The sequence below is a fragment of the Helcobacillus massiliensis genome, assembly GCF_033106145.1.
In the GTDB taxonomy this organism is placed as follows: Bacteria; Actinomycetota; Actinomycetes; order Actinomycetales; family Dermabacteraceae; genus Helcobacillus; species Helcobacillus massiliensis.
In genome coordinates this window covers 606,344-624,971 of sequence record NZ_CP136959.1, presented here as the reverse complement: position 1 = coordinate 624,971, position 18,628 = coordinate 606,344, and the positions used below count along the sequence as shown (strand labels likewise).

Below are 18,628 nucleotides of genomic sequence, written 5' to 3'. Positions count from 1 at the left end.
TCACTCGGACCTGGTGGCGCTGTGTCGAACGGACCATGACTGGGTGCACGGTGCGTATGACGCTGGACGGTGGCGCGGAATGGACTACGAAGTGGTGATGCGGCGACTGCTGGGTGTAGCACGGCAGCAGAGAGGAGAGCCGGATGTACAGCGTTGACCGCTCGGTCGGAATGGTCGATGACGCGGGCACACCAGCGGTGCCCGCGTCGGCTTTAGAGGGGGCGTCGGCCGCTGGCTGGGTTCCGGTACCGACCACGAAGTGGGGCGTTGATCATGACGATCTGACTTCACGGGCCAACTTCGAGGTTCTAGAAGCTAGCTGTCCTCATGTGCTTCGAATGGTGGGTGACGAGTGGCGCTGTCTGCTGATCCACACCGATGACCAATCGCACCTAGAGTCGTCATGGTGGGAAGCTCTGCGCGAGGGGCGCGTCATCAGCGAAACAGCGACAGCGGGCCTGGTTCGTCGTTCACTGGCACGGCGGGTGGCCCACGTCGAGGGGCCTGAAGCGCTGGAGGCTCTACCGGAGGCTCTAGTGCGGCGTGGATTGCGGAAAACAGCGCTGCGCGTCCTTACGAGGTCACTGGAGAGTGAAGCGGTGCGGGCGTACCTGACGCTGGCGGCCGTGACGTACCCTCTGCCGGTGGTGCGCGCGGTCACAGTGGAGATTCCGGCACACGCCGTCGTGGTGGACCAGCTTGTGGAGGCGGTGGCGGCGCGGCCTGAGATACTAGAAGCGCCCTTGGGCGGTGCCGCGAATTGGGATCAATATGAGAGGTGGCTGCGCAATGGCCGATGATCAGAACCTGGATCAGTTCCGCGATCTGGAACAGGAAATCGGGCAGACTGACGATACCGAGATGGCTGAGCTTCCGCATCCGGTCGATTGGATGGCTCTGTCGGTCCACGAGTGGGGCGATGAGCTGGATCGGCTGCGCCTGTGGGTTGCTCAGATGACAACCGAGTGGGCTCTTCCGTCGTCGGTGATCCTGCCCTGCTGGGAGCAGCACCCTGATCTGGTGCAGCTGTGGAGCGCGGCGCGCGATTCCTACGACACCTTGTACCACGAGATGCAGCCAGGGACAGGACCTATCGACTTCCATCGCTACTTCTCATGGGTCAGGCAGGAGGTCGCGGCCATCACGGGGACGTTGCGGTGCACGACGGATGAGCACGTTGCACCCCGTGTCCAGAGTTGGGCACGCGAGATCGCGGAGGAGGGTGAGATGAGCCGTGAGTTCGCGGCGCAGAGCGCCCGTGTCGATCTCGCTGTACAGAACCATTTGGAAGCAGGACGGGGCGGGGGATCGATGAACGTCGTGTTCGTGGATTTCACGCGGGGCCGCTGAAATGAGCCAGAAGGTCGCTATCCCGAGCCGATGGGAAATTCAGTTTGCATGCGGTCATACCGCTGTCAGGGATTTATCGGCAACCCGTGCGGATTACCGTGAGAGCTTCGCGCGCTGGCTATCGCAGCGAGATTGCTTTGATTGCTATAAGAAGCAACAGAACCAGGTGCGGCCAGGCCCAGGCGTCCACGGCTAGAGAAACGGATCGGTGAGCGGCCCGAAGGAGTCTCCTTCGGGCCGTTTCTCCATGTCAGAAGCGTTGCCGCTGACGGGGCTTGTCCTTGTCACTGTCGAATCGTGGGCGCCCGTTGGAGTCCTGATTCTGGCGCTGGCGGAAGTGTGCCGCCCGGGCCCGGTGCTCTTTCAGAGCGATTTCCTGTGGCATGACGGATCGAATGCGTGCCTCGCGGGTGAGGTCGTGGTCATCGCGCTCCAGAGCACGAAGCGACTGCTCCGCGTCGGTGATCGTCCGGGCAAGGGAGTCTTCGGTGCGCTGAGCTCGCTGGTGGGCGCTCTGTGCTGCGTCGGACCGCTGTTGCGCGGCTTCGGCCCGGCGGTGCTCTGCGGTTGCTTGCAGCCGGTCATCGACCGCGGAGGAGGCTCGTTCGATCAGCCAGCTGCTCCGTCCCTCCGTGGGCGGAGTCTGCCCCCAGGTGGCAATGAAGGCGGCGTCAGCGTCGTTCGCGGCGCGTCGTGCCGAGGAACGTCGGAACAGTCCAGCGCGCTGAGCCGCCTCGTGAATGCGGTCCAGATTTTCTGCTTCGGTCGTGATCGTGTTCAGCGCGCCGGTGAGTGCCTCGTCTCGTATGCGTGCGAGGGAGCGGCGTGCGGCGTCGGCTGCGGCGGCGGCCTGTGCGGCGTAGTCGGCCGCGTCGGCAGTGGTAGCTGCCGCGGTGTCGATCTCCAGTGAGGCCCTGTCCCGTCGAGCGGTATGGCGGGCACGGGCTTCCTCCAGCTCGCGGCGGGCGGCGGTGAGGTTGGCTGTGAGGCCGTGGGGGCGGCGAAGCTCGTCGGTGAGCCAGGCCGGGGAGTGCAGCGCGGCATGTTCACGTTCATGGTCCTCGCGGTGGCGCTGTTCGCGGTCCATAGTGGCTCGGTATTCGAGCTCGGAGGTGAGCTGATCCAATGTGGTCTCGGTGGCGTTGAGCTGTGCGGTGATGGCCTTGTGCTGCTCACTGAGCTCGGTGAGGGCTTTCTGAGCCGCCTCGATCTGCCGGTTGTGAGTCGCGAGGGTCAGCGCATCGGCTCCATCTCGGTGGGCGCGGTCGCGGCCCGGGGTCAGCTCGGTGGTGAGCCGGTGATGGGCCAGGTGGCGCTGGTCAGCCAGGGCGCGGGCCTCGGCCGTGAGCCGATCCCGATTCGCGGTGAGCCGGTCCATGACCCACTGAGGCTCATCCACGTCCCCCATTGGGCGATCACGCCACGGTTGGGGCTCAGGCTCAGACGGCTCAGCAGGGTCACCGGCTCGCGCGGTTTCTGCGGCGACTACATGACGTAGTTGGTCGTCGGAGAGATCGTGGCGGTCGCGTTGCATCGCCTCCGTGATCTGCTCGGCAGCGCCGGTGCCATCGGGGGCTGCCACCAGAAGGCGGTTGTCGTACTTTCCGCGGGTCATCCCGACGTAGAGCTGCGCCGCGCTAGTGGTGTCAGTGAGCACGGTAACGGCCGAGCGTGTGGACACTCCCTGTGCGCCATGCACTGTGGAGGCGTACCCGAGTGACAGGTGCTCACGGGCGTACTCGTGGGTGATCGTTTCGCTGCGGTTGTCGATGCCGCCGGTGAGGGTGATGCCTGCGCCGGTGATGTTCTGGATGGTCCACTGTTCACGGTTGGCCACCGTGAATGCTGCGTCACGGTTGTTCTTGCGAGTGGTGACTACATCGCCGATGTGTGCGGTGGCGCTGTCGCGGATGGGCGCGGTGGCCGTGGTGTCAAGCTGGCCGCGATCTAGTCGGGTCTGCTGCACCTGATCGTTGATGGCCGTGACGATCTCGTTGGTATCCGCCATGACCGCGATGGACTCTCCCCGGCCGTGGGCCTCGACCCAGGCAGCCGCGGCTGCGTCCACTTGGTCCTGGTCATCACTGCATCGGGTGATGTAGCCGTGATGGGTGAGCCATGCAGCAACTTCGCGGGCTTTCGCTTCGCTTCCGACTGAGCGGAGGTCACGGGTGATCTCGGCGTAGGCCGTATCTGCGTCGCCTGCTGCGGTGCGGAAGCGGTGGATGGAGTGGAGGTCAGCCTTAGCGTCATCGGGGAGTTCACGCTGAACCAGAGCCATCGCACCGGAATGGCCCACGGGGCGGACCTGGTGCGGGTCACCGACGAGGGCGACTCGTGCCCCCGTCTCATCAGCCAGGGTGAGTAGGGCGTTCATCGAGTCCAGGTCCACCATGCCCGCCTCATCGCAGACGATGATGTCTCCTCGGGCGATGGCGCGGGTGGGAGCGTGCCAGACCTGCCCGTTGACGTCTACATCGCCATCGCTGAGGCGGCTCCAGTGAGTGCGGCCTCCCTGGTCCTCACTCCAGCGCCACCCGTGGGCGTACAGCAGCGCGTGGAGACTGGATGAGTCGTTGCCGATCTCTGCCTGCGCCACCTGTGCAGCCTTCATGGTGGGGGTCACGGTGTGCATCTGGCTGCCCTGGGCCCGGATCGTCCGCTCTGCCACGGTGAGCATGGTGGTCTTGCCTGCTCCGGCTGGCCCCTCGATAGCGACGAGAGGAGCACTGCCCGCGATGGTGCGAGCGGCCGCGATCTGCTGGCCGTCCAGCTTGATCGGCTGCTCCCCTTCCTCGGCGCGCTCGGCATCAATGCTCTCAACGGCGGCGGCGATCACGTCCACGGCCGCGGGGGTGGTGTCACCCAGCGCGGCGCGGGTGGCTGCTCGTGCGGTGATCTTCTGACGGGTCTCACCCACGTCGATGAGCCGCATCGTCTTCACGTCCTCGGCCGCCGGGCCAGGGGCAAGAGACTCGCACTGAGCCAGGGCTCGGGTTTCCACCTCACGGATCAGCTGGTTCAGCACTTCTGGCGGTTCAGTGAGCTGGAGGTGGGCCACCGCCATAGTGGCCCCGGCTCGAAGGTCAACGCGGGAGAACCGTGACTGAGACCGGACGGCCCGCTGGTCGGTCCAGCTCAGGGCATGAGCCGTGAGCCGGTCACGGTCTACTTCGGCTGCGTGAACCGGTTCCGTGGGCCGTGGTCCACGTTCGGACAGCACCGCCGGGTCAATGTCTGCGATCTCGCGGCGCACCTGGTCACGCCACTGGTCCTCATCCAGCTCATCAGGTTTTTGAGCCCGGTCCAGCGCCCATGCGCGCCTGTCCCACGACTCGATCAGGCGCGGGCTCGGCTCCTGACCTGGGTGAGCCTCCCGCCAATCGGCCTCAAGCTTCTGCTTGTTCCGCTCGATCTGCTGAGCCCGCTTGCTCATGGGCCGGACCAGATGAGCCAGCTCAGCAATCTCCCCCTCGTCGTTCAGCGAGTAGCCGTGGCGAGCCAGAGCCGAGCGCCAGCGGGCATCAGTGCGGGCCGCGAGCTCACCGCGAGCATTCACCAGTGGCTGGAGCCGAAACACGAGCTGCGAGTCCACATTGGACCACTTGCCATCAGCACCCTGAACCTTCGCATTGAGCCACAGGTGACGGTGCGCGTGGGGGTCCAGGGAGCGTGAACGCTCATGGTCCAGCTGAACCACCTCGACCTGAGCCAGACCAAGCCGCTGCCTACCGCCCTGGCCACGACGTGTCGCCAGCTGCTCACGCCAGTCCTCAACGGTGCGTTCGGTGATGCGGTCCATGAGCGCGTCGAACTCCGCACGAAGCTCGGGGTGCAGCACGCCAGCGAGCGAGTAGGTCTTCGGCGCATTGATCGTGGAGTCGTACAGCAGGTGAGCCTCGGGTGAGGTGATAGAGCGGCCGCGCTGCTCCCCGGTGAGCGGGTCGGCAGCATCAATCCACGCTTTGAGCGAGTCCTGGTCCAGGCGGTCACGCTGGAGGCCAGCCTCGGTGGCCACTATCCGCTCAACCGTGGGAGCGCCCTCGGGGCCGTAGCCCACGGCTGCATCTGCACCGGCTGAGACCTGCCGGGAGACCTCGGCAGCATCACACCCGCCCTGGAGAGCGTACGCCGTGGCATGACGGAGCCCGTGGCCATTCACGCCACGTCGCCACACCTGCACACCGCCTCGCATGAGGCCCAGCATAGCGCACAAGACCACGTAGTGCTTACGTGCATAGCAATTCTTGCTGATGGGGTGCGGGTGTCGTTGCGGTGCGGCTTGTCGGCGTGACGGAAGGAGCGGCGATGAGCCGTGAAGAGGACGTTGAGCAGCTGGAGCTGTTCGTGGTTGAAGATGGCGGTCTGGTGATCGCGGTGGAGGGACTGGATGAGCGTGACTGAGCGTGTGGCGCCGTTGATGCTTCGGCGGACATTGATAGGAGCGTCTGCAACCGGTGCCGGTGCCGTGGCGCTGTTGGCATTCGCGATGAGCTTCGATGCGCTGACAGAGCTGGCGCGGGGCGCGGGCATCCGCTCGGAAATCGCGTGGATGTGGCCAGTGGTGGTGGATGGGTCGATGGTGGTTGCTACGGCGGCGGCGCTGGTGCTCCGCACCGCCGCGGATCGCACCGTGCGGGCCTACCCGTGGGCACAGCTCGCTCTCTTCGCTCTGATCTCGGTGATTGGCAATGGGCTCCACGCCCTCTCCAGCGGCGGGCGGGTGGACCTGCCCGCCCTCGTCGCCGTGGCCGTGTCCGGCGTGCCTCCGGTGGCACTGCTGCTGTCCACTCACCTTCTGGTGATGATGTTGCCCCGGTGGAGGTGGACCACCCCGCCCAGCCCGGGGTCGGTTGCACCACGAGTGAGCGCTGTACAGGAGCCTGCCGTGGTCGAGCCCCGACCCACCATGAGTCTGAGCCCTGAACCGAGTTCAGACGTGAGCCAGCATGAGCCCGAGAAGCAGGTGCCTGAGCCAGAACCGGCTGAGCCCACGACTGACCGGGCTGAGCCGGTGTCCTCGCCCACTGACCCAGCAGAACCGGTCGATGAGCCCGGGCCGATTGATGAGCCGGTGGCCCTGGCTCAGTGGATTCAAGACCAGGAGGATCAGGGGAAGTCTGTCAGTGGTCAGGTGGTGGCTGATCGCCTCGGAGTGAGCCTGTCGACCGGCAAGCGCCGACTCAAAGCAGCGCGTGAGCAGCTGGCGGCTCAGGCATGAACCATGACCACGAAGCAGGAGGAACGATCATGAAGAGGGTTGCGAACTGGTGGTTCCCCACCAACCCGTCGGAAGCGGACACGACGCGGCTCCGGGCGGCTCAGCGCGTCGTGCACAGTGGCGCATCGGCTCGTCTGCATCGACTGCGAGCGGTGATTCGTCTCCACGAGCGGCGGGCTCGGAGCCAGGCTGGCAGCTCTGTGGCGGTGACAGCGCCGATGGCACATGAGATCGCGGAAGCAGCGCGTGCTGCGCGAGAAGTGAGCGGCCCGGCACGGACCGCTCAGATTGACCAGATACTGGAAATCTTGACGTCAGAGTGGGTGAGCCCTGAGCTGCCTGGATCACTGCCAGCAGACCTCTGGGAAACTGCCGAGCACCTGGCTCTAACCGCGGCATGGCGCGTGCGAGCTGACCACAGTGAGAAGAAACGCGGCCCCGAAGCGATCACACTGAGCCAGGCACTGTTGAGGGCAGCGGCAGTCTGCGAGGATGCGCAGGAGATCAACGCCGCTGAGTAGCTGACGACAGAGCTAGGAGGTCCGACGAATGAGTTCAGCACCAGACGTACCCGAACCGACACTGGAGATCATGCTCGGCGCGGCGCTCACGGGTGCCGCAGTTCTGGCCGCCATCGTCGGGATCGCCCTTCTGATGTTCAGTAGAACTCACGCGAAGACGAAGAGCTGCCTGGGGTGCTTCGCCACCATCGCAGTCATGTCCGTCCTCATCCCAGCAGCGGGCCTGATCGCAACAGTGCTGGGTGTGAAGTAGAGCCTCAAAACCTCGCGCGGGGAGCGCGCGCCGGAGAAGACGAAGCGCCCTCGCCGCCGGAGAGCGCCAGTGATTTGATCTTGTCCGGACGAAAGCCGCTCCAGTGAGTGCCGTCCGCAACGACAACCGGAGCTTGCCGGTACCCCAGGTCTTTGATGCGCTTCAACGCGCCCGGGTGCTGCGTAAGGTCTACCGTTATGAACTGCACTCCGTGCCGCATTAGTTGCCGCTCAGTGGCATCACACTGAACACAGCCAGGCTTGGAATAGACGGTTACAGTCATTGTGACAACCCCGCTTACTGCTTACCGAAAGTCTTGGGTACACGCCCGATACCTACGAACTGATGACCACTGAGCCGGGCTTTAGAGATTTTGGTTCGACCGGCGCTGATACTTGCTTCAATAGCCTGTCCATCACCGATGTACAGGGTTACGTGAGACACCTCGGCCCCCAGCCTGCCCCACGCCTCAAAAATGAGGTCACCAGGTTGAATCTCTGCGGGCGATACTGAGGTGGAGCGAAGCGCTGCCCATTGGGCACGAGCGGTACGGGGAAGTCGCTGACCCGCGCCCTGCATATAGGCGAACGTGGTCAGACCTGAGCAATCCTGCCCACCGCTGGGGCCGTTGGGGCCGTTCCAGTCGCCCGCCCCGAAGACGTACGGACTGCCGAGAGTGGACCGGGCTGCCTCGATGACCGCCGCAACGTCTCCAGGGACTGCCACACCTCCATCGGAAGCACCCGTTGATTCGCAAGTGGCCGCTCCCGGGGTTGAGCTGTCAATCTCGACGTTGACACCCGACAGCGCTGACATGATTTGGCGGGCAGCGTCTTCATGCTTCGCGTACGCGGATGGGAAAGCGCTGCGCTGCACCTGCTGGGCAGCAACCGTCGGCGCCATTCCCTCCCAGCCGGACACATCGAGCAGACCGGGGATGTGATACCCCTTCGGCCCTGCACCGCCGGGTACCTCGTCGGTGAGCGTCTTGCCCTTGTAAAACACCTCTGCGGCGTAGCTGAGGTCATTCACCTGCTCAAGAGTGCCGTACCAGCCGGGTAGTTGGCGCTGCTGGAATACTCCGGCATCGCCGTTGCTATCAGGGGTGGCTGCGGCTGGGTTGTCGCCAAGCTGGCTCTCCTGCATCGCGGTCATGAGCGCGACCAGCTGGCCTCTGGCCGGTATTTGCAGCTGCTCACCGATCTGCATGATGACAGCAGCGTTCTTCATCGCCTGTTCTGAGTAGCCACCAACGGTTGGTACGTCTCCGTCGATGTTGACGTTGAGGGCGGACCCCGAGCACATCGCTTCGTTGGACCCGTCATCGGTCGTGCCCAGCAGAGCCGTACCGACGGCCGCGATGACGCCTCCGCCAACGAGCACCGGGAGGGCACAGCATCCACCAAGGAAGCTAGCCCTGCTGATCTTGCTCATTGGGAGTCCTGCGGGATTTCAATGGCTGATGCCTTCCAGCCGTCCGTGGGCTGGTTGCGGAAGAGCACCACCGTCCAGGTGCCTAGCGAGGTGGGCACTTCCACTTCGGCGTCCACGCCGCTGACCGTGAGCACGCTCGCCGGGCCGGTGATCTCAGCATCGGGGATTCGCCGGGTCTCGGTGTACTTCCAGATCTCCTGCGCCTCGGGGGTAAGCCTCGGACCTACGGCCTTCCACCAGGTCTCCGTGTCTTTGGAGTTGTCCAGAAGCAGTGTGATCGTGTCAGTTGCGAACCGCTTGGCGGACTCTGCATCGCCTGGGGCAGCGGAGGGCGGTCCCTCGTCCGAGGGTCCGCGTGGAGCGTCGCCATTGGCCTCGACGCTTTCCCAGGGATCGGGCGTTGGTGCGGCTGCTTGTGGTGTGCTCGGCTCTGACGGCTTATCAGGGCTTCGTGTAGGGGTCGCAGACTCACTGCATCCAGCCAGGGTGGCTGCTGCCCCGATGACAAGAATGGCGCGTCGGTTGATCATGATGAGACAAGCGGAGTCGGCACGACGTTCAGGCCGCTATGGTGCCTCGCTCGACGATCTCCCGGGCGCTGCTGGTGTCCACGTGCACGTAGAGAGCGGTGGTCTCGGGTTTGGAGTGTCCCAGGAGGGTTTGGACGAGTAGGAGGTCTCGGCTGTTTCGATAGGCAGTTGTGGCGAACCGGTGCCGTAGCGAGTGACAGGTCCATGGATTCGGGAGGGCTGCGGAGACGAGTTCTCCAACGCGGATGGCGCCTATCGGGCCCTCACGTCGTGGGCTGGGGAAGAGCCAGCCGGTACTCAGCCCAGCCTGAAGCAGCTCGATGCGGAGACGTTCGGTGAGTGGAACGACTCGCTGTTTGCGCCCCTTGCCGTGCACGCGAACAGAGCTGTCGCCCTTGGGACCGATCAGGTCGCCAGAGTGGATGCGGGCGATTTCGCCGCGCCGTAGGCCAGCCTCACACGCGAAGAGAAGCATCAGGCGGACACGTGTGTCTGCGGCGTGGAGGGCGGCAAGGATGACGTCATCTGGGGCCGGTCGTGGCAACGTTCGCGTGCGCTTGATGGGCAGGAGCCCTGCCGTTGGATCGTGCTCAGCTAGACCTCGCGTGATGGCCCATCGGAAGAACTGGGAGATTGACGCACGGTGCGAGCGCCGTGTGCTCGCGGACCAATCTGAAGCAGTGAGATAGCGGATCACATCATGCTCGGTGACGTCGCTGGGCGCGGCGGTGCGTGTGGACCGAGCGAAAGTCATGACGTGGTACACCCTGAGCTTCACAGTCCCTGTCGCCCGCTCTGCTGCTCTCAGCCAGAAGCTCCATTGATCAACCGATTGAGTCCAAGCATCCATGCGCACATGCTTCACTCACACCCGCCGCCCCGCAACAGAACTTCTTTCTCCTCCTCGACGTTTCGCGCCCCTAATCCTGGACCGCGCTGGAACGGTGCTGACCGCGATAGTCTCCCCATCACCGCAACCCTTGGTGCCAGCTGGCCCACCGGATCGAAGGCAAGGGCCGCGTAGCGGGCCGCGGCAGCCTCGACTCTGACCGGAGCTCGTGGTTCGTAGCGGTACTGGAATGAGTGTCCCGTGCTTAGCGGGGGTTGCTCCAGTCGCACGACAAGCCCCCGGAGCGTCCTTGTGTGGAGCTCAGGCAAGTGATGGTTCGGCCGTCCCTCAAGGTGTGCTCGACCTCGATAACGGTCAATCCCTCGTCAGTCGTTGTCGCACCCTCTGGTGCTCGGCTGCCCAATGTGCTGAGGGCTATCACCAAGCCCACACCCAGGATGAGGGCGAGTGCACCTGCCGCAAGAGCTTTCCAATCGGTCGCGATTCGTTGGGGTTGGGGCTGCGCAGGCTCGTTGCTCACAGTTCCTTCTCCTTAGCTTGGGCGCACCGATACAAGCTGAGGCGGGTGACTTTTGGCGCGGAGCTTATGGCACACTGTTTTGGCACGCGGCCGTCTCGGAGGCCGGTTCAGTTTTGGCTCAGGCTGCGCGTGTGCCAGAAACGACCGTTTGTGCAGCACTACACTTGGGACATGTTGTGGATGCGACTTTCAGATGACAGCTTGGTGCGCGTCGATGAGCTTGTGGAACTGCGATATGACCTCACCTACGCCCCTGAGCGGGCATTGATTCATGCCGATCTCTTTGGAGTCCTTAAGCACCGAGACGGTGCTGTCCACCTCGCTAACATTCACCTGTCGCCAACGATCTACCGAAGCGGTACGCCTGCCGGGGCTAAGAAGGAGGCTGACAGAGCGCTGGCCGAGCTAGCCGACCTACTTGCATCATCCGGCCCTAACAACGGTGCACTGCTTATCGAGCTCGCACCGGTGGAGCACGAAGAGAGGCCCCTTTTTGAAGCTCCGCCTCAGTTCTGGCATACGGTTCCGCTGTTCTGAGATGTCTCGTTACTTCGGGTATGCCCGCGTTTCCACTTCTGATCAGCGGGCAGATAGCCAGATCGCCGCCCTTCATGAGGCTGGTGCCGAACAGGTGTGGGTGGACGTAGGACTGTCAAGCCGTACGTCTGATCGTCCTCAGTGGCTCGCTTGCCGGGCCGAGTTACGCTCAGGCGATGTGCTGCTTGTTCGGGCGCTGGATCGGATCGCAGGAACCGAACGGATGGCAATTGAAGTCATGCGTGAGCTGGAGGAGGAGGGGGTGCACCTGCGGAGCCTGACGGAACCGGCGATCGACACGACTACTGCACAGGGGCGGGCACTCAGCGGCTTCCTCGCTGTCCTATCTCAGCTCCGTGTGGACCTCATTCGGGAGAACACGCGAAGGGGCCTGGCTCACGCGCGCGAACAGGGCCGGGTCGGCGGGCGACCAACGGTAATGACCCCAGAGCGCGTGGAGGCGGCCGTTGCCTTGCAGGAGCAGGGAAAGAGTCTGCGAGCAATCGCAGAGGTGTTGGGCGTGAGCGCTTCGAGCGTCGGTCGGGCGATCCGTCGTAGAGATTCGCTCAGTTAAAGCTGACGGACAGGTCCTTGCCGAGAGCATCTGCGATGCGCTGGAGCATTGGCAGCGTCGGAACCTGGCCGGATTCGATCTTGGAAATGACTGCCTGGTTGGTGCCTGCGCGCTTCGCAAGCTCAGCTTGAGTCATACCTGCGTCACGGCGCGCGTTGTAGACCAAGCGTGATGACATATCTTCCACGCGCATCTCCAGATCGGCGGCCTCGTACTCGCGCTGCTGCGCCGGAGTGAAGTCCGCCTTGATGGCGTCGATCTCATCACGATATGAGTAGGTCTTGGTCGATGCCTCAATGGTGGTACTCATGGTTTTGGCCTCCATCTTGTGGTGTCATCCAACGGGTCCTTACCTCCGCGTTGCTCGAAGTGCGCGCGCTGTCTGTGCCAATCCCGGGCAACCTCGCGTGCTCGCTGCACGTGGCGTGTCTCGCGCTGACGCTGCTTGCGGAACTGGGTCAAGGTGATGACGCGCCGCTCGGGCTCGAACGTGTACGTCACCCGCTGTTCAACGTTGCTCGCGGTAAATCTGAGCTCGTAGAGGTTCTTGTCTAGCTGGCGAGCATGGGGCATCGACAACTCGGGGCCATTGGTGGCCAGCTGATCGAGCCGACGCTCCGCCCTGCGAAGGTCACCAGGAGAGAGCTGCCGAAGCCACTTGCGCACTTCCTTCGTCATCTGCACGTCCCATGCCACGGCTCAAGTATGTCACCGATGACATATTGGTGCAACCTGCATCCCCAAGTCGGCGGCGCTGAGCACGGAAGTCCACTTCGATTAGGCGTCCTGCCGGGCGGAGACTCTTAATCAGTGGGTCCGGGGTTCGAATCCCTGATGGCGCACACTGCATGGGAAGGCCCCGTCGGATCACCGGCGGGGCCTTCTGCATGCCCCCGTCAGGTCTCCACGCTCAGCCCACCAGCACCACGGCCGCATACACGGCGAACAGGCCGAGGTGCCCCCACCCAAAGCCGGCTCCGATCCGTCCGCGGAGGAATCCGGCTGCGGTGAGGACCAGCGTGATCGCCATGATCGCGATCTCCGGCCACGATGCCGCGAGCACCACCCGCTGACCCGTCAGCGCACCGATGATCAGGACCGACGGGATCGTCAGCCCCACGGTGGACACCAGCGCCCCATGGCACAGGTTCGACACCCGCTGGATCTCCCCCGCCGCACCGGCCCGGACCGACGTGATCGTCTCCGGCAGGAACACGATCGCCGCGATCAGCAGGCCCGACAGCGCCACGGGCGCCTGCGCCCGTGTCACGGCGATGTCGAGCAGCGCCGCCATCGACTGGGAGATCAGCACGATCGGCAGCGCCAGCGCGATCAGCAGCAGAGTGCGCAGAACCAGGACGCGGGCGGCACCCGTCGGCCCCTCCCCCACTGCGGCTGACGAACTCCCCGGCGCTGCATCGGCTGGGTGCGGCGCGCCTGCCGCCGCCTCCTGGAAGTCCCGCTTCCCGCGCCCCATCTGACGAACGAGGAACACCGCGTACACCCCGGTCACGAGCACTGCCACAAGGACCCCGAGCCGGGCCGACAAGGCACCGTCCGTGCCGAGCGGGTGCGGCAGAACGAACGCGATCGCCGAGAACAGGAGCGTCAGCATCAGGTACTGCGCCACCCCGCGACGATTCGGCAGCATCGGGCCGTGCCGCCGGGCCCCCACCACCAGCGACAGGCCGATCACCAGATTGAGGATGATCATCGAGACCGCGACCACGGAGTCACGGGCGATCGTCTGATGGTCGCCGGGGCCGAGCATGACCGAGGAGATCAGCGTGACCTCGATCAGCGCGATCGACAGGGTGAGCACCAGGGTGCCGTATGGGTCGCCGAGCAGGTCTGCGAGCGCTTCGGCTTCAGCCACCACTCCGAAGGAGCAGACCAGGATGATCCCGACGATCACGGCGAGCGCCACTGCGAGGACCGGCGTGGCGGGGGTGGCGGTCAGGGCCGGGGTGAGCGCAGCGAGGGCGCCGACGGATCCCCACCCGATCAGCAGTCGCGCGATCGCAGCAGGGGTCAGGACAGTGCGGGCAGTGCTGGGCATTCGAAGCCTGGTTCTGCGGGGCCGTCCCCGCTCGGTGCGGCACAGGCGGGGCCGTCCCCGCCGCATCGGTCACGCCGGCGATCCTATCCCCTGGGCAGGCCCCGCCCGGATGCGTCGCGGGCGACGCGGCCGGCCTCAGCTGGCTCTGAGCACGTGTTGAGGACTGTCACAAACTCGAGCCGTACGATGATCACATGAAGATCACGAAGGACCTTGAGAAGAAGTTCAACGACCAGATCACCCTCGAATTCGAAGCCAGCATGACCTACCGTCAGCTCGCCATCGAGGCCGACCGCCAGGACCTCTCCGGCATGGGCCAGTGGCTGCGCGCCCAGGCGGATGAGGAGATCGTCCACGCCAACAAGTTCATCGACCATGTGGTTGATCGTGAGGGCCACGCGCAGATCGAGAGTATTCCCGCGCCCGAGCTCACAGAGAGGACGATGACGGCCCTGGAGATCTTCCAGGCCGCCCTCGCGCATGAGCAGAAGGTGTCCGAAGCGATCCGCGAGCTGTACCGCGAGACCGAGAAGGCTGGCGACCTCGACGCCCGCCCCCTGCTCAACTGGTTCATCGACGAGCAGCTCGAAGAGGAGGCAACCGTCGGTGAGATCGTCGGTCAGCTCGAACTCGTCGGCACGGACGGCTCGGGTCTGCTCCGCATCGACCAGGAGCTCGGCCAGCGCACCTCCGACGGCACCGAGAACGAGGCCTGAGCACCCCTTGAGGTGCTGAGCACGCGCTGGTCACCGGGCCCCGTCGGCCCCCATGACCAGCACTGAACAGCAGCGCGCCCGCTGAGTCTGCACGGACTCGCGGGCGCGCTACTGTTGTGGCCATGACCCAGCCGATCCTCGACCTCTCGCGCGCTCACCGCACGGACGTCGCCCACCACACGTTCGTCCGCGTCATCACCAAGGACCAGTTCGCGCAGATGCGCTCGGTTCCCTTCCGTCTGATGACCGCGGACCTCGTCGCCATCCTCGTGCTGGACCTGCCCGACGGCATCATCCCCCTCACCCAGTCCTCCGTGGAGCGCTTCGGCGGCTGGGACGAACTGTTCGCCATCGGCATCGACAACCTCGCCGCCATGGACCTCATCGACATCGACCGCCACGGCGACGCCACCTGCTCCTTCACCGCCGTCACCGGGGAGACCGCCCTGACGGCGTCCAAGCTGCTGGTGGGGGCCGATCTCATCGAGCAGGCCGACGGGTTCCGCCCCACGGACGACGGCTACCTCTTCGCTGCGCCGCACTCCCGACTGTTCGCCTATTCTCCGATTCGGGACGCGTCAGTGCTGCCCGCGATCCGGGCCCTGCTGCGCTTCGCCGCTCACGAGTTCAGCGGGGCCGAGCGTGAGGACCGCCTGTCCCCGCACATCTTCTGGCAGCGCGGCGAACGCATCGAGCAGCTGTCCACCCTGGAGGACGGCGGCGCCCTGTCCGTCACGTTCAGCGACGACTGCCGCAGCGTCCTCGAACGCGTCAGCGGGCAGGCGCTGTGATGGCCGCCGATCCCGCCGCGTCAGAGCCCTGCCCGTGCAGCAGCCGTGCGCCCTGGAGTGAATGCTGCGGCCCGGTCATCGCGGCGCCGTCGACCACCGGGCCCGGCGCCGCTCGGACCGCGGAAGCGCTGATGCGCTCCCGCTTCGCCGCCTTCGCCATCGGGGACGCTGCGCATCTGCTGCGCACCTGGCACCCCGAGACCCGCCCGGATGCGGCGGAGCTCGCCGCGGACCTGGCCAGCCCCGAGGCGCCGCAATGGCGCCGCCTGCTGATCCGGGACGTGGTCGGCGGCGCCGACGCCGATGACCGCGGGGTCGTGGAGTTCATCGGCATCGGGCGCGGCTCGGGTGGCCGCGTGGAACTGCATGAGCGTTCGCAGTTCGTCCGCGACGGCGGGGCGTGGCTCTACACCACCGGCGAGATCCTCGACTGAGACCCCGTCGGCCGCCCCGCGCCGCGAGCGCTGAGTCCGGTTACTTCTTCACCTGTGCAAGGAAGTCCTCCGCACCGCCCACGAGCTCCACGTGTCCGGTCTCGACGTCCGCGGTCGCCATGGCGACGATCTCTTCAGCGAATTCGGCGACGCTGTAGAGGCGGCCGGCGGCTTCACGGCGGGACTCCAGAGCACCCGGCTGGGCGCGGTTCAGCAGAGTCGCGGTCACCGTGCCTTCGATCATGTCCCCGGAGACGACCACGAAGCTGACGCCCTGGTCCTTCATCTCCGGCACCATCGCCGTCAGCGCATCCTCACCGGCGCGCTTGGACTTCGCCACCTCGTGGTACTCGGCCATGGTCTCCACATCGTTGATGAAGTGGGCCTGGTGGCTCGTCACGAACACCACGCGGGAGCCCGGCTGCATCAGCGGCAGCGCAGTCGTCAGGGCACCGACCTGGGCGTCGCGGTTCAGGCGCAGCGCGTAGTCCTCACCGAGGTTCTTCTCCATACCGCCGGAGGCGTTGAGCACCAGCAGGTCCAGGGAGCCGAACTCATCCACGGCGGACTGCATCAGCGTCTTCACGTCCTCAGGCTTGGTCAGATCGGCGCCGACGGCGATCGCCCGACCGCCCGCTTCTTCGATCTGCTGCACGACCTTGTTCGCGCGCGGCGCCTTCTCCCGGTAGTTCACCACCACGTTGAAGCCCTGGCCGGCGAGGAGCTTGGCGGTGTCGGCGCCGACGCCGCGGGAGGACCCGGTGATCACGGCGGTGAGGTTCTGCTGATCGTTCATCATCATTCCTGTTCGGTTCTCTGGAGGGGACGGGACTCGCCGGTTCTCAGACACGGCGATCCACCGCGCCGCCGGTGGCGAACGCGGTGGACCTCATGGCGCTGGTCAGACGACGACGCGCTTGTTGACGGGGCGCTGCTTGAGGCGCTTCACGCGCTCCTTCGCCTGGCGGAGCTCCTCGTTGCGCTCATCGTCCTGCTTGGACTTCACGGTGAGGAGCGCTGCGCCGACGACGACGGCGATGCCGGCGAGGGTGGCGCCGCCGACACCGGCTGCGGGGCCGGGCTTCGGCTTGCCATTGGAGTCGAGGAAGAACGCACGGCCCTTATCAACAGCCTCGTTCTTCGTGCGCTCAAGGACGTTCTTCGGGTTCACTCGGTCCAGCAGCTCGGCGACATCACCCGCGAGGTTGTTCTGGCGACGGTATGCGTCAGCGCGCATGTCCGCGAGGGACTCCTTGTTCTTGTCAGCCACGTTCACTCTCCATCGTCGGATCTGGGCTCATTCACCCTCCAGGGTACCGCGCGGCACCCTGGCAGAACCTTGGCCGCGACGCAGCCACCTGCGACCCGCCCCGTGACGAGCCGCGACTCGCGCTCTGGCGAGCCGGACCCGGCACCCTGACGAGCCGAGCCCTGCACCGTCGACACCTGAGACCCGCGCCGGACGCGGCCCGGGTTAGGCTGTGGGCCGCGCGCGAGTGGCGGAATTGGTAGACGCGCTGGATTTAGGTTCCAGTGTCTGAGGACGTAGGGGTTCAAGTCCCCTCTCGCGCACCACCGATCTGCGGCCGCCCCAGAGGCGGCGGGTAGAGTTGGCAGGGATTGAGACCCCGCCCACTTCCCGAACGAGGACCCCGCATGACACGCACCGCTGTTGGCACCGAATCCGCCTGGTTCGACCGCGACGAGCTCGAGTATCTGCGCAGCCGCCTGCCGATCCTCTACGTGGACATCATCCCCGTGCGCCAGGACGCCAGCGGCGCCATCACCGAAGTCGGACTGCTGCTGCGAGCCGACGGCGGCGGCCACATCGTCCGCTCCATCGTCTCCGGCCGCGTCCTCGTACGCGAGACCCTGCGCGACGCCATCATGCGGCACGTGGAGAAGGACCTCGGCTCGATGAGCTTCCCGAAGATCCCCACGTCCATCACCCCGATGACGGTCGCGGAGTACTTCCCCACCGACGGACCCGATGTCCTCTTCCACAACCCGCGCCAGCACGCCGTGTCCATGGTGTACGTGGTGCCGGTGGAAGGCGAATGCGAACCGCAGGAGGACGCGCTCGAACTGTCCTGGTTCAGCGTCGCCGAACTGCGCGAGGGCCGTGTTCTGGAGGACCTCGAGAAGGGCCACCGCATCCTCGTGCAGCGCGCCCTCGCAAACGCCGGCCTCGCCTGAGGGGTCAGCCGCGGCTCACGCCCCCAGCAGCGCCACCACGTGCGGCGCGAGCGCCCGGAACGCTCGACCGCGGTGCGAGATCGCGTTCTTCTCCTGCGCACTCAGCTGCGCCGAGGAGACCGCGCACCCGTCGGGCCGGAACAGCGGGTCGTAGCCGAAACCGCCATTGCCCTGCGGGGCTCGCAGCAGCACACCCGCCATCTCGCCGCGCTCCACGTGGGTGGCGATCCCGTCGGCCGACGGATGCGCCATCGCCGCCGCGCACACGAAGCGAGCCCGGCGATGCTCGTCCGGAACATCGGCGAGCTGTGCGAGCAGGAGATCATTGTTGGCCTGGTCGTCGCCGTGGCGGCCCGACCACCGGGCGGAGAAGATGCCCGGCGCGCCGCCGAGGACATCCACCGCGATGCCGGAGTCGTCCGCGATCGCGATCAGGCCCGTCCGCTCCGCGGCGAACCGCGCCTTAATCAGGGCGTTCTGCTCGAACGTGACGCCGTCCTCCACCACATCGGCCAGGCTCAACTCACTGGCGGAGGTCACCAGCGCCGGGTCGAAACCGGGCATCGCCTCCGCCAGCACGGACCGCAGCTCCGTGAGCTTCTTGGCGTTGTGGGTGGACAGGACGATCCGCGGCTCAGTCAT

Annotated in this window: 21 protein-coding genes and 1 tRNA gene; 11 read left to right on the top strand and 11 right to left on the bottom strand. The window is 65.6% G+C overall.

The window, feature by feature from the left end:
• Positions 1-143: 143 nt before the first annotated feature.
• Positions 144-800, top strand: coding sequence for a hypothetical protein (locus R3I40_RS02955; protein ID WP_285262416.1), 657 nt, complete (start codon positions 144-146; stop codon positions 798-800).
• Positions 790-1,350, top strand: coding sequence for a hypothetical protein (locus tag R3I40_RS02950; RefSeq protein WP_285262417.1), 561 nt, complete (start codon positions 790-792; stop codon positions 1,348-1,350). The genes R3I40_RS02955 and R3I40_RS02950 overlap by 11 nt, the downstream gene beginning before the upstream one ends.
• 250 nt (positions 1,351-1,600) lie before the next feature.
• On the opposite strand, the gene R3I40_RS02945 is transcribed toward R3I40_RS02950, so the two are convergent.
• Positions 1,601-5,368 carry an AAA family ATPase gene (locus R3I40_RS02945; RefSeq protein ID WP_285262418.1) on the bottom strand — a complete coding sequence of 1,256 codons (3,768 nt, stop codon included), beginning with the start codon at positions 5,366-5,368 and terminating at the stop codon, positions 1,601-1,603.
• Positions 5,369-5,740: 372 nt separating this feature from the next.
• Here R3I40_RS02945 and R3I40_RS02940 point away from each other — a divergent pair, with 372 nt between their 5' ends.
• Positions 5,741-6,571, top strand: a complete 831-nt coding sequence (locus tag R3I40_RS02940) for a DUF2637 domain-containing protein (protein ID WP_285262419.1) — start codon at positions 5,741-5,743, stop codon at positions 6,569-6,571.
• Between the two features lie 549 nt (positions 6,572-7,120).
• Complete coding sequence (locus tag R3I40_RS02935; protein ID WP_239376288.1) at positions 7,121-7,345, top strand: hypothetical protein; 225 nt, start codon at positions 7,121-7,123, stop codon at positions 7,343-7,345.
• Between the two features lie 4 nt (positions 7,346-7,349).
• Here R3I40_RS02935 and nrdH read toward each other — a convergent pair whose 3' ends face one another.
• Genes nrdH through R3I40_RS11550 form a run of 4 tightly spaced genes read right to left on the bottom strand, consistent with a single transcriptional unit; the run spans position 7,350 to position 9,784 of the window.
• On the bottom strand, positions 7,350-7,628 hold the full coding sequence (gene nrdH / locus R3I40_RS02930; protein WP_239376290.1) for a glutaredoxin-like protein NrdH: 279 nt from the start codon (positions 7,626-7,628) through the stop codon (positions 7,350-7,352).
• 14 nt (positions 7,629-7,642) lie between these two features.
• Positions 7,643-8,779 carry a C40 family peptidase gene (locus R3I40_RS02925; protein ID WP_239376292.1) on the bottom strand — a complete coding sequence of 379 codons (1,137 nt, stop codon included), beginning with the start codon at positions 8,777-8,779 and terminating at the stop codon, positions 7,643-7,645.
• Entirely contained in the window at positions 8,776-9,309 is a 534-nt protein-coding gene (locus R3I40_RS02920) for a hypothetical protein (RefSeq protein ID WP_239376294.1), read from the bottom strand. Before R3I40_RS02920 ends, R3I40_RS02925 begins: the two co-directional genes overlap by 4 nt.
• Before the next feature lie 28 nt (positions 9,310-9,337).
• Entirely contained in the window at positions 9,338-9,784 is a 447-nt protein-coding gene (locus R3I40_RS11550; RefSeq protein WP_396349481.1) for a tyrosine-type recombinase/integrase, read from the bottom strand.
• 1,066 nt (positions 9,785-10,850) lie between these two features.
• Between R3I40_RS11550 and R3I40_RS02915 the strand changes: the two genes are divergently transcribed.
• Entirely contained in the window at positions 10,851-11,216 is a 366-nt protein-coding gene (locus R3I40_RS02915) for a hypothetical protein (RefSeq protein WP_239376296.1), read from the top strand.
• A 1-nt stretch (position 11,217) separates the two neighbouring features.
• Complete coding sequence (locus R3I40_RS02910; RefSeq protein ID WP_239376298.1) at positions 11,218-11,790, top strand: recombinase family protein; 573 nt, start codon at positions 11,218-11,220, stop codon at positions 11,788-11,790.
• Here the strand turns inward: R3I40_RS02910 and R3I40_RS02905 are convergent.
• The 3 genes from R3I40_RS02905 to R3I40_RS02895 all read right to left on the bottom strand — a co-directional run bounded on the left by R3I40_RS02905 (position 11,783) and on the right by R3I40_RS02895 (position 13,849).
• The gene (locus R3I40_RS02905) at positions 11,783-12,100 is read right to left on the bottom strand and encodes a type II toxin-antitoxin system RelB family anti-toxin (RefSeq protein WP_239376300.1); all 318 of its coding nucleotides are present in this window, start codon (positions 12,098-12,100) and stop codon (positions 11,783-11,785) included. The genes R3I40_RS02910 and R3I40_RS02905 overlap by 8 nt on opposite strands.
• Positions 12,097-12,486 carry a type II toxin-antitoxin system RelE/ParE family toxin gene (locus R3I40_RS02900; RefSeq protein ID WP_239376302.1) on the bottom strand — a complete coding sequence of 130 codons (390 nt, stop codon included), beginning with the start codon at positions 12,484-12,486 and terminating at the stop codon, positions 12,097-12,099. The genes R3I40_RS02905 and R3I40_RS02900 overlap by 4 nt, the downstream gene beginning before the upstream one ends.
• A gap of 214 nt (positions 12,487-12,700) precedes the next feature.
• Positions 12,701-13,849, bottom strand: coding sequence for a calcium:cation antiporter (locus R3I40_RS02895; RefSeq protein WP_285262420.1), 1,149 nt, complete (start codon positions 13,847-13,849; stop codon positions 12,701-12,703).
• A gap of 194 nt (positions 13,850-14,043) precedes the next feature.
• On the opposite strand from R3I40_RS02895, the gene R3I40_RS02890 reads away from it, so the two are divergent.
• The 3 genes from R3I40_RS02890 (at position 14,044) to R3I40_RS02880 (ending at position 15,790) form a co-directional block, all read left to right on the top strand.
• Positions 14,044-14,565: a ferritin gene (locus R3I40_RS02890; protein ID WP_183373813.1), complete on the top strand. Its 522-nt coding sequence runs from the start codon at positions 14,044-14,046 to the stop codon at positions 14,563-14,565.
• Between the two features lie 122 nt (positions 14,566-14,687).
• Positions 14,688-15,356: a hypothetical protein gene (locus R3I40_RS02885; protein WP_285262154.1), complete on the top strand. Its 669-nt coding sequence runs from the start codon at positions 14,688-14,690 to the stop codon at positions 15,354-15,356.
• A gap of 131 nt (positions 15,357-15,487) precedes the next feature.
• A complete protein-coding gene (locus R3I40_RS02880) occupies positions 15,488-15,790 on the top strand; it encodes a YchJ family protein (RefSeq protein WP_317700086.1) in 303 nt (100 codons plus the stop codon).
• Between the two features lie 40 nt (positions 15,791-15,830).
• Here the strand turns inward: R3I40_RS02880 and R3I40_RS02875 are convergent, their stop codons facing one another.
• Complete coding sequence (locus tag R3I40_RS02875; protein ID WP_183373808.1) at positions 15,831-16,586, bottom strand: SDR family oxidoreductase; 756 nt, start codon at positions 16,584-16,586, stop codon at positions 15,831-15,833.
• A 105-nt stretch (positions 16,587-16,691) separates the two neighbouring features.
• Positions 16,692-17,060 (bottom strand): DUF3618 domain-containing protein, encoded by a 369-nt coding sequence (locus R3I40_RS02870; RefSeq protein WP_239376307.1) that lies wholly within the window; start codon positions 17,058-17,060, stop codon positions 16,692-16,694.
• Between the two features lie 220 nt (positions 17,061-17,280).
• Here R3I40_RS02870 and R3I40_RS02865 point away from each other — a divergent pair.
• Together R3I40_RS02865 and R3I40_RS02860 are read left to right on the top strand one after the other, a co-directional pair.
• Positions 17,281-17,365 (top strand) — tRNA-Leu (locus tag R3I40_RS02865).
• Between the two features lie 81 nt (positions 17,366-17,446).
• Positions 17,447-17,986 carry a DUF4916 domain-containing protein gene (locus R3I40_RS02860; RefSeq protein WP_317700085.1) on the top strand — a complete coding sequence of 180 codons (540 nt, stop codon included), beginning with the start codon at positions 17,447-17,449 and terminating at the stop codon, positions 17,984-17,986.
• A gap of 15 nt (positions 17,987-18,001) precedes the next feature.
• On the opposite strand, the gene rdgB is transcribed toward R3I40_RS02860, so the two are convergent.
• The gene (gene rdgB, locus R3I40_RS02855; protein ID WP_259923353.1) at positions 18,002-18,628 is read right to left on the bottom strand and encodes an RdgB/HAM1 family non-canonical purine NTP pyrophosphatase; all 627 of its coding nucleotides are present in this window, start codon (positions 18,626-18,628) and stop codon (positions 18,002-18,004) included.